Annotated in this window: 17 protein-coding genes; 13 read left to right on the top strand and 4 right to left on the bottom strand. The window is 71.1% G+C overall.

All coding sequences use genetic code 11. The annotated features are described in order from the left end of the window. Nucleotides 1–101 precede the first annotated feature (101 nt). Genes EAO72_RS21925 through EAO72_RS21915 form a run of 3 tightly spaced genes read left to right on the top strand, consistent with a single transcriptional unit; the run spans nucleotide 102 to nucleotide 2,976 of the window. Nucleotides 102–1,241, top strand: coding sequence for a 5-(carboxyamino)imidazole ribonucleotide synthase (locus EAO72_RS21925; protein ID WP_187285170.1), 1,140 nt, complete (start codon nucleotides 102–104; stop codon nucleotides 1,239–1,241). Beyond that, nucleotides 1,238–1,774, top strand: coding sequence for a 5-(carboxyamino)imidazole ribonucleotide mutase (gene purE / locus EAO72_RS21920; protein ID WP_148019000.1), 537 nt, complete (start codon nucleotides 1,238–1,240; stop codon nucleotides 1,772–1,774). Before EAO72_RS21925 ends, purE begins: the two co-directional genes overlap by 4 nt. 5 nt (nucleotides 1,775–1,779) lie before the next feature. Then, nucleotides 1,780–2,976: a dipeptidase gene (locus EAO72_RS21915; protein ID WP_148018999.1), complete on the top strand. Its 1,197-nt coding sequence runs from the start codon at nucleotides 1,780–1,782 to the stop codon at nucleotides 2,974–2,976. 20 nt (nucleotides 2,977–2,996) lie between these two features. On the opposite strand, the gene EAO72_RS21910 is transcribed toward EAO72_RS21915, so the two are convergent. Further along, entirely contained in the window at nucleotides 2,997–3,356 is a 360-nt protein-coding gene (locus EAO72_RS21910; protein ID WP_148018998.1) for a VOC family protein, read from the bottom strand. 102 nt (nucleotides 3,357–3,458) lie between these two features. Here EAO72_RS21910 and EAO72_RS21905 point away from each other — a divergent pair, with 102 nt between their 5' ends. After that, nucleotides 3,459–3,971, top strand: a complete 513-nt coding sequence (locus tag EAO72_RS21905; RefSeq protein ID WP_148018997.1) for a CGNR zinc finger domain-containing protein — start codon at nucleotides 3,459–3,461, stop codon at nucleotides 3,969–3,971. A 38-nt stretch (nucleotides 3,972–4,009) separates the two neighbouring features. Here the strand turns inward: EAO72_RS21905 and EAO72_RS21900 are convergent, their stop codons facing one another. Further along, on the bottom strand, nucleotides 4,010–5,353 hold the full coding sequence (locus EAO72_RS21900; protein WP_148018996.1) for a UDP-glucose dehydrogenase family protein: 1,344 nt from the start codon (nucleotides 5,351–5,353) through the stop codon (nucleotides 4,010–4,012). A gap of 174 nt (nucleotides 5,354–5,527) precedes the next feature. On the opposite strand from EAO72_RS21900, the gene EAO72_RS21895 reads away from it, so the two are divergent. Together EAO72_RS21895 and EAO72_RS21890 are read left to right on the top strand one after the other, a co-directional pair. Next, a complete protein-coding gene (locus tag EAO72_RS21895) occupies nucleotides 5,528–6,685 on the top strand; it encodes an acyl-CoA dehydrogenase family protein (protein ID WP_148021958.1) in 1,158 nt (385 codons plus the stop codon). A 180-nt stretch (nucleotides 6,686–6,865) separates the two neighbouring features. Then, nucleotides 6,866–7,648, top strand: a complete 783-nt coding sequence (locus tag EAO72_RS21890) for an isoprenyl transferase (RefSeq protein WP_148018995.1) — start codon at nucleotides 6,866–6,868, stop codon at nucleotides 7,646–7,648. Nucleotides 7,649–7,670: 22 nt separating this feature from the next. On the opposite strand, the gene EAO72_RS21885 is transcribed toward EAO72_RS21890, so the two are convergent. Next, complete coding sequence (locus EAO72_RS21885) at nucleotides 7,671–8,342, bottom strand: DNA alkylation repair protein (protein WP_148021957.1); 672 nt, start codon at nucleotides 8,340–8,342, stop codon at nucleotides 7,671–7,673. 497 nt (nucleotides 8,343–8,839) lie between these two features. Here EAO72_RS21885 and EAO72_RS21880 point away from each other — a divergent pair, with 497 nt between their 5' ends. From EAO72_RS21880 to EAO72_RS21850, 7 genes are all read left to right on the top strand, one after another. Further along, nucleotides 8,840–9,718 carry a helix-turn-helix domain-containing protein gene (locus tag EAO72_RS21880; RefSeq protein ID WP_148018994.1) on the top strand — a complete coding sequence of 293 codons (879 nt, stop codon included), beginning with the start codon at nucleotides 8,840–8,842 and terminating at the stop codon, nucleotides 9,716–9,718. Further along, nucleotides 9,715–9,924, top strand: a complete 210-nt coding sequence (locus EAO72_RS21875) for a DUF397 domain-containing protein (RefSeq protein WP_148018993.1) — start codon at nucleotides 9,715–9,717, stop codon at nucleotides 9,922–9,924. The genes EAO72_RS21880 and EAO72_RS21875 overlap by 4 nt, the downstream gene beginning before the upstream one ends. Nucleotides 9,925–9,932: 8 nt before the next feature. Then, nucleotides 9,933–10,388 carry a hypothetical protein gene (locus EAO72_RS21870; protein WP_148018992.1) on the top strand — a complete coding sequence of 152 codons (456 nt, stop codon included), beginning with the start codon at nucleotides 9,933–9,935 and terminating at the stop codon, nucleotides 10,386–10,388. 164 nt (nucleotides 10,389–10,552) lie between these two features. Next, nucleotides 10,553–11,224 (top strand): enoyl-CoA hydratase-related protein, encoded by a 672-nt coding sequence (locus EAO72_RS21865; protein ID WP_148018991.1) that lies wholly within the window; start codon nucleotides 10,553–10,555, stop codon nucleotides 11,222–11,224. Between the two features lie 262 nt (nucleotides 11,225–11,486). Beyond that, nucleotides 11,487–11,912 carry a hypothetical protein gene (locus EAO72_RS21860; RefSeq protein WP_261991598.1) on the top strand — a complete coding sequence of 142 codons (426 nt, stop codon included), beginning with the start codon at nucleotides 11,487–11,489 and terminating at the stop codon, nucleotides 11,910–11,912. A 78-nt stretch (nucleotides 11,913–11,990) separates the two neighbouring features. Further along, on the top strand, nucleotides 11,991–12,467 hold the full coding sequence (locus tag EAO72_RS21855; RefSeq protein ID WP_148018990.1) for a hypothetical protein: 477 nt from the start codon (nucleotides 11,991–11,993) through the stop codon (nucleotides 12,465–12,467). Next, nucleotides 12,464–13,270, top strand: a complete 807-nt coding sequence (locus EAO72_RS21850) for a class I SAM-dependent methyltransferase (protein ID WP_148018989.1) — start codon at nucleotides 12,464–12,466, stop codon at nucleotides 13,268–13,270. Before EAO72_RS21855 ends, EAO72_RS21850 begins: the two co-directional genes overlap by 4 nt. A gap of 122 nt (nucleotides 13,271–13,392) precedes the next feature. On the opposite strand, the gene EAO72_RS21845 is transcribed toward EAO72_RS21850, so the two are convergent. After that, a complete protein-coding gene (locus EAO72_RS21845) occupies nucleotides 13,393–14,526 on the bottom strand; it encodes an LCP family protein (RefSeq protein WP_148018988.1) in 1,134 nt (377 codons plus the stop codon). Nucleotides 14,527–14,652 lie beyond the last annotated feature (126 nt).

Raw genomic sequence — 14,652 nt, 5'->3', positions numbered from 1 at the left:
GTGGCGGGGCCGTGACACCCGGAGCCGCCTCGGCGGCCCGGTGCGGGCCGCCGCCGGGGGCATCGTCCGGTGCTCCCGGAGGGTGCGGATACCCTGGAGGAGTGACGTTTCCCGTAGTCGGCATGGTCGGTGGCGGTCAGCTCGCCCGTATGACCCACGAGGCGGGCATCCCCCTCGGCATCAGGTTCAAGCTTCTCAGCGACACCGCTCAGGACTCGGCGGCCCAGGTGGTCAGCGAGGTCGTCGTCGGCGACTATCGCGACCTGGAGACGCTGCGCGCCTTCGCGCGCGGCTGTGACGTGATCACCTTCGATCACGAGCACGTGCCCACCGAGCATCTGCGGGCCCTGGAGGCGGACGGCATCCCCGTGCGCCCCGGCCCCGACGCGCTGGTGCACGCCCAGGACAAGGGGGTGATGCGCGCGAAGCTCACCGAGATCGGCGCGCCCTGCCCCCGCCACCGCATCGTGAAGGACCCGGCCGACGCAGCGGCCTTCGCCGAAGAGGTGGGCGGCTTCCCGGTCATCCTCAAGACCGTGCGCGGCGGCTACGACGGCAAGGGCGTCTGGGTGGTCCGCTCCGAGGCGGACGCGGCCGACCCCTTCCGGGCCGGTGTCCCGGTCCTCGCCGAGGAGAAGGTCGACTTCGTACGGGAGCTGGCGGCCAACATCGTCCGCTCGCCGCACGGCCAGGCCGTCGCCTATCCGGTCGTCGAGTCGATCCAGGTCGACGGCGTCTGCGACACGGTCATCGCCCCGGCCCCCGAGCTGGACGAGCGGCTCGCCGGAGAGGCCCAGCAGCTCGCCCTCCGGATCGCCGCCGAGCTCGGTGTCGTCGGCCACCTCGCCGTCGAACTCTTCGAGACCCGCGACGGGCACATCCTCGTCAACGAACTGGCCATGCGCCCGCACAACTCCGGGCACTGGACCCAGGACGGCGCGATCACCTCGCAGTTCGCCAACCACGTCCGGGCCGTTCTGGACCTCCCGCTCGGCGACCCGCGCCCCCGCGCCACCTGGACGGTCATGTCCAACGTGCTGGGCGGCGACTTCCCGGACATGTACCAGGCGTACCTGCACTGCATGGCCCGCGACCCGCAGCTCAAGATCCACATGTACGGCAAGGACGTGAAGCCCGGCCGCAAGGTCGGTCACGTCAACACCTACGGCGACGATCTGGCCGACGTGCGCGAGCGCGCCCGGCACGCGGCCGACTACCTGCGAGGAACGATCACCGAATGACCGCACAAGGCTCCACCCCCGTCGTCGGCATCGTCATGGGTTCGGACTCCGACTGGAACGTCATGGAGGGAGCGGCCAAGGCGCTCGACGAGTTCGAGATCCCGTACGAGGTCGACGTCGTCTCCGCCCACCGCATGCCGCGCGAGATGATCGCGTACGGCGAGGAGGCAGCGGGCCGCGGCCTCAAGGCGATCATCGCCGGAGCGGGCGGTGCCGCAGCCCTGCCCGGCATGCTCGCCTCGGTCACCCCGCTGCCCGTCATCGGCGTGCCGGTCCCGCTGAAGTACCTCGACGGCATGGACAGCCTCATGTCCATCGTCCAGATGCCCGCCGGCGTCCCGGTCGCCACCGTCTCCATCGCGGGTGGGCGCAACGCGGGCCTGCTGGCTGCCCGTATCCTCGCCGCCCACGACGCGGAGCTGCGGACCCGTATGACCGAGTTCCTCCAGGACCTCAACGACCAGGCCACCGAGAAGGGCAAGCGCCTGCGCAGCAAGGTGCAGGGCGGCGACTCCTTCGGCTTCGGAAAGTAGGAACCGTGACGGACCGACTGGACCTGGCCCGGGAACTCCTCGCCGAGTACCCCGTCGTCGACGGCCACAACGACCTGCCGTGGGCGCTGCGCGAACAGGTCAACTACGACCTGGACGCCCGCGACATCGCCACCGACCAGTCGGCCCATCTGCACACCGACATCCCCCGGCTGCGCGCCGGGGGAGTCGGAGCCCAGTTCTGGTCCGTCTACGTACGGTCCGACATGGCGGGCGACGACGCCGTCAGCGCCACCCTGGAACAGATCGACGCCGTCGCCGAACTGCTGGAGCGCCACCCCGCCGACCTGCGCCGCGCCCTGACGGCCGACGACATGGAGACGGCCCGCTCCGAAGGCCGGATCGCGTCGCTGATGGGGGCGGAGGGCGGCCACTCCATCCATAACTCGCTGGGCACCCTGCGCGCCCTGCACACCCTCGGCGTCCGCTACATGACGCTGACCCACAACGACAACATCGCCTGGGCGGACTCGGCGACGGACGCCCCGGGCGTCGGCGGCCTCTCGCCCTTCGGCCACGAGGTCGTACGGGAGATGAACCGCACCGGCATGCTGGTCGACCTCTCGCACGTCGCGGCGACGACGATGCGCGACGCGCTCACCACCTCGACCGCGCCGGTGATCTTCTCGCACTCCTCGGCGCGGGCGATCTGCGACCACCCGCGCAACATTCCCGACGACGTCCTCGGCCGGCTCCCGGCCAACGGGGGCATCGCCATGGCGACCTTCGTGCCGAAGTTCGTGCTGCCGGAGGCCGTCGCCTGGACCAGGTCCGCCGACGAGAACATGCGCGCCCAGGGGCTGCACCACCTGGACACCACCGAGCGCGGGATGAAGATCCATGCCGCGTTCGAGGCGGCGAACCCCCGCCCGATGGCGACCGTGGCCACGATCGCCGACCACCTCGACCACATGCGCGAGGTCGCCGGGATCGACCACATCGGCATCGGAGGCGACTACGACGGCACCGCGTTCCTCCCGCAGGGCCTCGAAGACGTCGCCGGCTACCCGAACCTGATCGCGGAGCTCCTGGGCCGCGGCTGGTCCACCGCCGACCTGGCCAAGCTCACCTGGCAGAACGCCGTACGGGTGCTGCGCGCCGCCGAGGACGTGGCCCGGGACCTGCGCACCCGCCGCGGCCCGTCCCACGCCACGATCGAGCAGCTGGACGCCCCGGCGGCCTGAACAACCGGGGCGCCGGGCGCCTAACAGGCGCAGAGACAGAACGGGTGCCCCGCCGGATCGGCGTACACCCGGAAGGTCCGCTCCCGGTCCTCCGCTTCGAGCACCGTCGCACCCAGCGCCAGCACCTCCTTCTCCGCCGCGTCCAGGTCCTCCACGGTCAGATCCAGATGGAACTGCTGCGAGGCGTCCGGGCGCGGCCACCGAGGCGGTACGAAGCCCGGCGCGGCCTGGAAGGCGAGCGGCGCGCCGGTGACACCGGTGAGGTCCACCCAGTCCTCCTGCTGCTCGACCTTTCCGCCGAGCAGCCCGGCGTAGAAACCGGCCAGGGCGACGGGATCCGGGCAGTCCAGGACGACGGCACCCAGCTTGGCTACAGCCATGACGTTTCCTCCTCGGGCAGATGCGGACAGGGGGTTACCGGTAAAGGCGCGTAACCGGTCACCGTTACTGCATGCTCCCGCAATGGAGGTAACGTCGCAACCATGAATGAGAGGGACTCGGCGCCCGGCGGGCTCGCGCTGGTCGAAGCCCTGGTCAACACCCTGGACGTCGAGACCGGCGCGGACGCCCTCGACACGGCCGCCGGGCGTGCCGCACTCGCGATCGCCGGGCCGGACGCCCCGGCGGCCCGCACCCTCCGTGAGGCCCTGCGCGCCGTCTGCCTCGCCCACGCGGGCCACCGCCCGCCCGAAGGCGCCTCGGTGGCCCTGCTCGACGCTCTGCTCGCGGACGCGCCCCTGCGCGTCACCGTGGACGCGGACGGCGCGGCTTCGCTGCGCCCCGTGGAGGACCCGCCCGGGCTGACCGCCCGGGTCGCCGTGGCCGTCGCCGCCGCGTCGGCCGACGGCACCTGGGCCCGGCTCAAGGTGTGCGAGGCGGCGGACTGCCGCTGGGCGTACTACGACCGCAGCCCGGCGGGGCGCCGCCGCTGGTGCTCGATGTCGGTGTGCGGCGCCCGCGCGAAGATGCGCACGTACCGCGCGAAGCGCGGCTGATCCGGCGGCTGGACCCGGCGGTCGGGCAGCGGCGGCCCTCAGGCCTTCGGCCGTCCCATCGCCCGGTACGTCCAGCCGGCCCCGCGCCACACCGCCGGGTCCAGGGCGTTGCGCCCGTCCAGGATGATGCGGCGGCCCACCACCTCGCCCAGCGCCTCCGGGTCCAGCTCACGGAACTCGCGCCACTCGGTGAGGTGCAGCACGACGTCCGCGCCGCGCACGGCGTCCAGCGCCGTGTCGGCGTAACCGAGGGTGGGGAAGAGCCGCCGGGCGTTGTCCATGCCCTTCGGGTCGAAGACCGTGACCTGGCCGCCCTGGAGGTGGATCTGCCCGGCGACGTTCAGCGCCGGTGAGTCGCGTACGTCGTCCGAGTCCGGCTTGAACGTCGCGCCCAGCACCGCGACCCGCTTGCCGAGGAAGGAGTCCCCGCCCACGGCCTCCCGGGCCAGCTCCACCATGTGGCCCCGGCGGCGCATGTTGATGGAGTCGACCTCGCGGAGGAACGTCAGCGCCTGGTCGGCGCCCAGCTCGCCGGCGCGGGCCATGAAGGCCCGGATGTCCTTGGGGAGGCAGCCCCCGCCGAAGCCGATGCCGGCCCGCAGGAACTTCTTCCCGATGCGCTCGTCGTGGCCGATCGCCTCGGCCAGCTTCACCACGTCGCCGTCGGCGGCCTCGCAGACCTCCGCCATGGCGTTGATGAACGAGATCTTGGTGGCGAGGAAGGAGTTGGCGGAGGTCTTCACCAGCTCGGCGGTCGGGAAGTCCGTCACCACGAACGGGGACCCTTCGGCGACCGGCCCGGCGTACACCTCGCGCAGCAGCTTCTCGGCGCGCTCGCTCTCCACGCCGACGACGATCCGGTCCGGGTGCAGCGTGTCGTTGACGGCGAAGCCCTCGCGCAGGAACTCCGGGTTCCAGGCCAGCTCGGCCCCCTCGCCCGCGGGCGCGAGCTCGACGAGCCGGGCAGCGAGCCGGGCCGCGGAGCCGACCGGCACGGTGGACTTGCCGACGACCAGGGCGGGCCGGGTCAGCAGCGGGGCCAGCGAGTCGAAGGCGCTCTCGACGTAGCTCATGTCGCAGGCGTACTCGCCGTGCTTCTGCGGCGTATTCGTGCAGACGAAATGCACATCGCCGAATTCCGCGACCTCTTCCCACGAGGTGGTGAAGCGCAGCCGCCCGCTGGACCCGTCGATTCCCGCGACGTGCTTCTTCAGGATCTCTTCCAGCCCCGGTTCGTACATCGGGACCCGGCCGGCGGACAGCATCTCGATCTTCTCGGGCACGATGTCGAGCCCCAGTACCTCGAAGCCCAGTTCCGCCATGGCCGCGGCGTGGGTGGCGCCGAGATAGCCGGTGCCGATCACAGTGATCCTGAGGGCCATGTAGTGCTCCTGTGAGATGCGGACAGACGTGCGGTGAACGAGCATAGTCCTGCCTTTGAAACGTCCCATTCCGGCTGTCGTGAAGCTCACGGCCCCAGCACGTATGCCTGTGCCGGGGAAGGCGCCTAAAATTGGGTTACTTAACGGTAGTTAGCATCATGGGGAGTGAGCGTCTTGGCGGGTTCGACCGATTTCGACCTGTACCGTCCGGCCGAGGAGCACGACATGCTCCGTGAGACGGTGCGTGCGCTCGCCGAGGCGAAGATCGCCCCGTTCGCGGCCGCGGTCGACGAGGAGGCCCGCTTCCCGCAGGAGGCGCTGGACGCCCTCACCGCCGCCGACCTGCACGCGGTCCACGTCCCGGAGGAGTACGGCGGCGCCGGCGCCGACGCGCTCGCCACGGTCATCGTGATCGAGGAGGTGGCCCGCGCCTGCGTCTCCTCCTCCCTCATTCCGGCCGTGAACAAGCTCGGCTCGCTCCCGGTGATCCTCTCCGGCTCCGAGGACCTCAAGAAGAAGTACCTGGGCCCGCTCGCCAAGGGCGACGCGATGTTCTCGTACGCCCTCTCCGAGCCGGACGCGGGCTCCGACGCCGCCGGCATGAAGACCAAGGCCGTGCGCGACGGCGACTTCTGGATCCTCAACGGTGTGAAGCGCTGGATCACCAACGCGGGCGTCTCCGAGTACTACACGGTCATGGCCGTCACCGACCCGACCAAGCGCTCCAAGGGCATCTCGGCCTTCGTCGTCGAGAAGTCCGACGAGGGCGTCTCCTTCGGCGCCCCGGAGAAGAAGCTCGGCATCAAGGGCTCCCCGACCCGCGAGGTCTACTTCGACAACGTCCGCATCCCCGCCGACCGCATGATCGGCGAGGAGGGCACCGGCTTCGCCACCGCGATGAAGACCCTGGACCACACCCGCATCACGATCGCGGCCCAGGCCCTCGGCGTCGCCCAGGGCGCCCTCGACTACGCCAAGGGCTACGTCCAGGAGCGCAAGCAGTTCGGCAAGCCGATCGGCGACTTCCAGGGCGTTCAGTTCATGCTCGCCGACATGGCCATGAAGCTGGAGGCGGCCCGCCAGCTCACCTACTCGGCCGCCGCCAAGTCCGAGCGGCTCGACTCCGACCTCACGTTCTTCGGCGCCGCGGCCAAGTGCTTCGCCTCCGACGTCGCGATGGAGATCACCACGGACGCGGTCCAGCTGCTCGGCGGCTACGGCTACACCCGGGACTACCCCGTGGAGCGCATGATGCGCGACGCCAAGATCACCCAGATCTACGAGGGCACGAACCAGGTCCAGCGGATCGTCATGGCCCGCAACCTCCCGTAGGCGTACGGACGCCTCGGCGATCACGGCCCCCGGTGTACATGCCGGGGGCCGTATCCGTATCCGCGGCCGCCTGCCGCCCGGACGGCCGCGCTGCGCCGGCGGTCAGGTGTGCGCGGAGGGTGCCGGACGCCGCTGATATGGTCCGCACACGCGATGGGCGACGTGAGGGAGTTGGGTCCGGTGAAGCTGCTCCCGCTGTTCCTCCGGCGGCCGATAGAGGCCGTGTACGAGCGTCGCCTGGCCGCCACCCTGGTGGGGTTGCCGCGCCCGCAGCACGTCGGGATCATGCTCGACGGCAACCGGCGCTGGGCCCGGCAGGCCGGCCACACGGATCTCCGTGAGGGATACCGGGCCGGTGGCGCGAAGGCGACCGAGTTCCTGGACTGGTGCGAGGCCGCCGGAATCGAGCGGGTGACCCTCTTCATGCTCTCCGACGACAACCTCGGGCGCCCCGCCGAACAGCTCGGCCCGCTGATCGAGATCATCGAAGAGACCATCCAGGACATCACGGCCGTCGGCCGCCCCTGGGAGGTCCAGGTGATCGGCTCGCTCGACCTGCTGCCCGGCGCCACCGCCCAGGCGCTCAAGGAAGCCACTGCCGCGACGACAGGGCGCAGCGGACTCAAGGTGGACATCGCGGTCGGCTACGGCGGCCGACGGGAGATCGTCGACGCGGTGAAGAGCGCCTTCCAGGAGCACAGAGCAGCCGGTGGCGACCTGGCCGAACTGGTCGAGCGGTTCGATATCGAGGACATCTCCCGGCATCTGTACTCGCCGACCGCCGACCAGACCGACTTCATCATCCGGACGTCCGGCGAGCAGCGGCTGTCGGGTTTCCTGCTCTGGCAGTCCGCGTATGCCGAGATGCACTGGGTGGACTGCTACTGGCCGGCGTTCCGCCGCGTGGACTTCCTGCGCGCCATTCGCTCGTACGCCAATCGGCAACGGCGATTCGGCAAGTGACCGCCGTCGCTGCCCGCGGCCCTCACGTGTTGTCCCGCCGCCGCACGAGTTCGCTGATCCAGACGGGCGCGTACGGAGAGGTGCAGCCCGGGGACGTCGGGTAGTCCTTGAGTACTTCCAGCCGCTCGCCGATGCCGATCGCCCGGGCGCGGTGCTCGGGGTGCTCGATCCCGATCTGGGCCAGACAGTGGTTCATCGCCCACTGCAGGCGGTCCGGGGCGTCCTTCATCTCCGCCTCGATGACATCGAGCAGCCCAGCGAGGTCGAGGCCCTCGGGCTTCTTCGCCACGCGCTCGGTGGTCAGCGCCCAGCCGGCGGCGGCGACCACCGGATCCGGATCGGCGGACCAGGCGAGCCGCAGCTCCTCGGCGTGCGGGCTCTTCTTCACCACGTAGTTCACGAGCCAGTCGCGCACCTTCGGTGCCCGCGCCTCGCGCTGCATGACGTCCAGCTCGTCACGGGTGAACGCCTTCGGGCGGCAGATCAGGAGCGCCAGCAGCCGCGCGGCGGTGTCGCCCGTCGCCCAGAGGCCGACGGCGAGCTCCTGCTGCGTCTTCAGCCGCTTCGCGAGCGCCCGCAGCTTGCCGAGGTTCACCCCGTGGTCGTCGCCGTGCCTCTCGTTGACCGCGCGCGCCTTCGGGTCGTCGAGCGCGGCCAGCTCGGCCCTCACTTCGGCCACTGTCGTCCCGGTCACCGGAGCCTCCCGTTCCTCGCATACGGGATTCAGCGTACGACGGGGTTCGGGGCGGGCCAGGTCATGCCGGCAGTCGCGGCAGTGTCCGGGGTGGGTGGCGCGGAAGGCGCGGTCGCAGGTGTCGCAGTTCTGGAGCGGGACGACGAGGGGCGTCCTCGGCTTCGAGTTCGTGGTGGTTGTCGCGGCGAGCATATGCCAGCCAACCCTTCTCGAATCCAGCCCAGTTGGCATTGTTCACTCGCGCGAGTGATGCAGGTCAGGACGGGGTGGGGCCGGGTTCTGGTGGGGTCATTTCCCTGAGTTCTTTAAAAGCCTTTAGACGTCGTGGGTGGCCGCGTCGCGGGCAACCGGGTCGTGGTCCCGTACGTCGTGGATGCCCACGACCCGGTGGCAGTTGTCCGGAAAGTGTCCGGCGCTGTCCCGGTTGTCGGGAGTGACACGCGGGCAGCGGATGCCGTTGAGGAGAGAACGGCACGCACGTCGGAAGTGGGGCACGCATGACCGTGGTTGGCGACGGTACGGAGCAGGGCGACGGCGCGGCGGACGAGCCCGGCTGGGAGGTCGACCCCGATGACGAGTCGGGCGTCGCGGTGGTCGCCGCGGTGGGACGCCAGATCAGGGCGTGGCGGGAGGCGGCGGGCCTGCGGGCCGGGGAGCTCGGGGCCGCGATCGGGTACGGCGAGGACCTGGTCTACAAGGTGGAGGGAGGGCGGCGCATCCCGCGGCCGGAGTTCCTGGACCGGACGGACGAGGTGGTCGGCGCGGGCGGCAAGCTGGCGGCGATGAAGCGGGATGTGGCGGAGGTGCGGTACCCGAAGAAGGTGCGGGATCTGGCGAAGCTGGAAGCCAAAGCCGTTCAGGTGGAGGCGTATCACCACCACAACATCAACGGACTCCTCCAGACCGAGGGCCATATGCGGGCCCTGTTCGCGTCATGGCTGCCGGCGTACACGCTGGATGAGACGGAGCGCGTGGTGGCCGCGCGCCTGGCCCGGCGGTCCCTGTTCGACCGTGATCCGCTCCCGTCGCTCAGCTTTGTCCAGGAGGAGGTGACGCTGCGCCGTCCCGTGGGGGGCGCGGCGGTGCGGCGTGGCCAGCTCGAACGCCTCTTGGAGGTAGGGGGGTTGCGTAACGTGTCGATTCAGGTGATGCCGACCCACCGTGAGGAACATCCGGGTACGGGCGGGCTGATCGAGGTGCTGAAGTTCCCCGACGGCAGTGCGGTGGGCCGTTCCGAGGGTGCGTTCAGTGGCCGGCCGGTCTCCGATCCGAAGCAGCTCAGGATCCTTGAGTTGCGCTATGGGATGATCCGGGCCCAGGCCCTCTCGCCCAGGGAGTCACTGGCCTTCATCGAGCAACTGCTGGGAGAGTCATGATCGACAAGCCCTCTGCCGTGGATGCGGCCGAGCCGTCGTGGTTCAGGAGCAGCTACAGCAGCAGCGGTGACGGCAACGACTGCGTCGAGGTCGCCGCCGCCCCCCACACCGTCCACGTCCGCGACTCCAAGCGCCCCCAGGGCCTCCACCTCGCCTGTGACCCGGCCGCCTGGGCGGCCTTCGTCGCGTACGCGGCGCAGGGCTGAGCCGCCGCATGGGGCATCCTCATCTGCCGAGCACCGAGACCGCCGTCGTCGCCGTGCGCGAGGTCGCGAGCGCGTACAACCTGGAGATGACCGTCACCGATGACATCGGTGCCGACCAGACCTCCCGCCGCACCTCCGCCGGGGCGTTCGCCGTGCTCGACGCCGACGGTTCGCTGCCGCACGAGGCGTTCATCGAGCTGGGCGGGGCGCCCGCCGTCACCGTCCAGGTCTTTCCCGAGGACGACGCGAAGATCACCGTCGACGGGGTGGAGTTCGAGGACGTCCCCCGCGACTCGGTGCCCGCGTTCCTCCGCTCCGTGTACGGCGGCGTCGCCTACGTGAAGGGGAGGTTCTTCCCGCCCGGCCAGTGGCTCGTCGTTCCGCTGCCCGGTGACGAGACGTACAAGGAGCTCGTTCCGCGCACGATGCTCAGCCCCTGGCTGGCCCGCAACTTCCGCGGCTGAGCCCGGGGCTACCAAGCCGCAGGGCCGATCGGCAAACGATCAGGGCCGACCCCTTGCCTGTCCCTGCCCCAAGCCATAAGTTACTGGCAGGTAGCCCGATGCTTCCTCGTGCTGGCCGTAGCGCGCAGCCACTCCAGCCGTCCGCGCAGTCCGAAGGAGTCACCGTGCCCTCGCTCGACCGCCACGACAACGTCTTCGTCCTCGACCTCGGGGACGGGGAGAACCGCTTCCACCCCGACTGGCTCGCCGCCGTCGGTGCCGCGCTCGACGAGGTGGAGAAGGCGGAGGGCCCGCGCGCCCTGGTCACCGCGGCGACCGGCAAGTTCTACTCCAACGGACTCGACCTGGACTGGCTGTTCGCCCACGCCGACCAGCACCAGGACTACGTCGTCTCGGTCCACGCGCTCCTCGCCCGGATGCTGTCGCTGCCGGTCATCACGGTGGCCGCGCTCCAGGGGCACACCTTCGCCGCCGGTGCGATGTTCTCCCTCGCCCACGACTTCCGCGTCATGCGTGCCGACCGCGGCTACTGGTGCCTGCCCGAGGCGGACATCAACATCCCCTTCACGCCCGGCATGGCCGCCCTCATCCAGTCCCGGCTGGCCCCGCAGACCGCGCACCGGGCCATGCTCACCGCCCACCGCTACGGCGGGTCCGAGGCCGCGGCGGCCGGCATCGTCGACCAGGCGGTCGGCGAGGACGCCGTGCGCTCCACGGCGATCGAGATCGCGCAGGCGCAGGTGAACAAGGCCGGCGACACCGTCGGCACCATCAAGGCCCGTATGTACGCGCCCGCCCTGGCCACCCTGCGCGACACCACCGACCCGCTCGGCTGAGCCTCTGACGCCGAACCTCACGGGCCGTCAGGTCGCTTTGCTTCAAGCGTGGTTGCCGCACCCCTACAATCCTGCGGTGATCGCGCCGACCGGCGTGACCCGAAAGGACCGGCGAGTTGACCACGTACATACCGGGGCACAGACCCCGGCCGGCACACAGGCACACCCACGTTCCCGCTGAGGCCCGAAGCCGGGCCGCGCGGCACACCGGCCGTCGGGCGGTCCCGTGCCGTTGAGCGACGACAGGCGACAGGTCGCGACAGTGGCCGACCTTCCCGTACCACTGGCGAAACTGCTCTGGCGGCAGCACACCGTCTACCGCGAACGCGACGGCACCGTGGTGATCCGGGGCGAGGACGCCGGCCGTTGGATCAGCCTCGCTTCCCACGGACGCGGCCGGGTGAGGGTCCGGGCCGGCCGCATCCTGGACGGCGGCACGACCGCCCCGGCGCGCGCCGAGACCACCGTCCCGCTCGACGGCGACATCGCCCGTCTCGCGGCCTGCTGCCGGGGTCTGCTGGCCGAGACGGCCGGCGCGAGGGCGGCGGAGACGCCGGCGCCCCCGCCGACGCGGAAGGCCCGGCCCCGGCAGGGTGCCCGGAAGACCGGGCGCAGGCGGGGGACGACGGTCCTGGTGTGCGCCGCCGTCGTGGTCGCTGGGCTGATCGCCGCCTCCATGTTCGGCTGAACCCGGCGACGGGATGCGCGGGCGGCCGACCGGGTCCGGACGAGGGCTTCCCGGCCCCGTGGCGTACCTTCCCTGTCCATGACGGACATCGACAAGCTCACCGGCCTGTTCGAGGCGTTGGGAGCCGACGACGCCTCGGGCTGGGCCGAGTCGGAGGCCGAGGAGAACATCCCTCAGCTGGCCCGGTACCGCTTCCTGCGCATGGTCTGGCAGGACATCGACGCATGGAGCTCGGCGGCTCCCGACTGGATCGCGGCCTACCGGAAGGAAGGTCTGGCGAGCGGAGCCGTCGAGCGGGCGGTCCGGCTCGGGCTGACGCCCGGTGAACTGGGCGAGATAGCCCGGGAGGTGGCGAAGGAGACCGCGTTCGGACTCCTCTACGGGCTGGCGGACCCGGCGGACGGCGATCTTCCGCCCGAGGCCGAGGCGCAGTTGCCCGGATGGTGTCTGGCCGAACTGTCGCCGGAAGGCAAGCCGACGGGACGGATCCTGGACGCGCTCTACGAGGACCTGGACGAAGTCGAGCCGCAGGGCCCGGCCGGAGGTGTCGCATGACCGCGTTCGATGTGAGCGAGCGGCGGATCTGGGACGGGCGCGCCGAGAGCTACGCCCGCACCTTCGGCCGGCTCTGTGCCCACACGGTGCCCGCCCTGCTGGACGCCGCGTCCACCGCCGCGGGAACCCGGCTGCTCGACGTGGGGTGCGGCAGCGGCAGCGTGACGGTGGCCGGTGTCGCACGGGGCGCCGTCGTTCGGGCCGTGGACGCCGAGCCGGGCATGGTCGCGGCCACCCGGCGGGCGGCGCCCGGAGTCGACGTACGCATCGGCTCGCTGCCCCAGCTTCCGTACCCGGACGGCGAGTTCGACGCGGTCGTGGCGAACTTCGTGCTCAACCACGTCGGCCGTCCGCTGGACGCCCTGGTCGAACTGCGCCGGATCACCCGTCCCGGCGGCCGGATCGCCGTCACGGTCTGGCAGACGCCGGGCGCTCCGGGCCAGGCGCTGATCGGCCGCGCCGCCGCGGCCGCGGGGCTGACCCGGCCCGGCTGGCTGGCCACGGTCGACGCGGAGCACGACTTCCCGCGCACCCCGGCAGGGCTGGGCGCCCTGATGACGGCGGCCGGACTCGGGGACGTACAGGGCGCGTCGCTGTCCTGGGACCACCGGGCCGATGCCGAGGACTGGTGGGCCGGACCCGCCTCCGGGGTCGCCGCGATCGGGCAGCTGGTCAACAGCGGGGGGCCCGAGGGGGCGGCCGCCGCGAAGCGGGAGTACGACGTGATGTGCGAGGAGTTCGAGGGCGGGGACGGGCTGTTGGCGCTGCCGCACGTGGCGGTGCTCGCGCACGGGACGGTGTAGGGCGTGTTCTGAAGGTCCCGCCTGCCCGGCGACGCCCGGCACGCACGCTCGGAGCCGGACACGGCGAAGGGCCCGGACGGTTCGACCGTCCGGGCCCCGGTGACGCTCGCCGACAGGCGCGGTCAGCTGCCGGTGACCGTGACCTTCTCGTCGTTGTTGAGCTGCTCGACCAGCTGCTTGACCTTGGCCTTGTCCCAGACCAGGTTGCCGCCCGAGGAACCGGAGATCGGGATGTTCAGCGACGCCCCGTCACCGCCCGTGACACCCTTCATGGCGAAGAACATCTGGCTCAGGGACCACAGCGACATGTCCTTGTCCACGATGAGGGTGTCGAGACCGGCGCCCAGCGTCGGGTACAGCTTGAACGGGTTGAGGATCGTCGACGGCGTCGCCGTCTGGCTCGCCAGCGCCGCGAGGAACTTCTGCTGGTTCTTCGTACGGTCCAGGTCCGAGGTGAAGGCGTGCCGGGTCCGGACGAAGGCGAGGGCCTGCTGGCCGTCGAGCGTCTGCTTGCCGGCCTCGAAGTCGGCGCCCGAGTACTTGTCCTTGAACGCCTTGGGGATGTCCAGCTCCACGCCCCCGATCGCGTCCACGATCTTCGCGAAGCCGCCGAAACCGATCTCGACGTAGTGGTCGATGTGCAGCCCGGTGTTGAACTCGACGGTACGGACGAGGAGCTCGGGGCCGTCCTCGGCGTACGCGGCGTTCAGCTTCGTCGTGCGGCCCGTGCCGGCGAACCTCTTGCCGGACTCGGAGCCGACGAACGAGGGGATCTCGACGTTCGAGTCACGGGGTAGCGAGACCAGCGTCGGGCCGTTGGAGCCGTCGTGCAGGATCATCATCGAGTCGGTCCGCTTGCCCTCGGCGGAACCGGTGTGAAGCCTCTTCTTGTCCTCGGACGTCATGCCCTCGCGGCTGTCCGACCCGACGATCAGGTAGTTCGTGCCGTCGCCCGCCTTCGGCCGCTCGATGACCTTGGAGAGGTCGACCTCGCGCTTCAGCTTGGAGTCGGCCCAGAAGTACGTGCCGACGGAGACGGCGAGGACCACGACCACCAGGGCCAGTGCGCCGATCTTGATCCGGCGGCGCCAGTCGGGCGCCGCCGCCGGGCGGCCCTGGACGTATCCGCCGTCGCCGGGCCCGCCGCCGTGACCGCCACCGCCGCGGCCACCCTGGCCGCCGCCGTAGACCTGTCCGGTGTTGTAGCCGCTGTCGTACTCAGGGGCGTCGCCGTAGCCGCTGGGCTGCTGCGGCACCGGTCGCTGCCTCGGCGGCCAGGGTGGCCGCGGCGGTGGCGGTCACGGCGGCGGGCCCGGCGACGGCGGATACGTCCAGGGCCGCCCGGCGGCGGCGCCCGACTGGCGCCGCCGGATCAAGATCGG

This window comes from Streptomyces sp. OR43 (assembly GCF_008042275.1).
Classification (GTDB): Bacteria; Actinomycetota; Actinomycetes; order Streptomycetales; family Streptomycetaceae; genus Streptomyces.
Note: the sequence above shows the minus strand (reverse complement) of the source record. Positions and strands in the feature narration are given on the sequence as shown.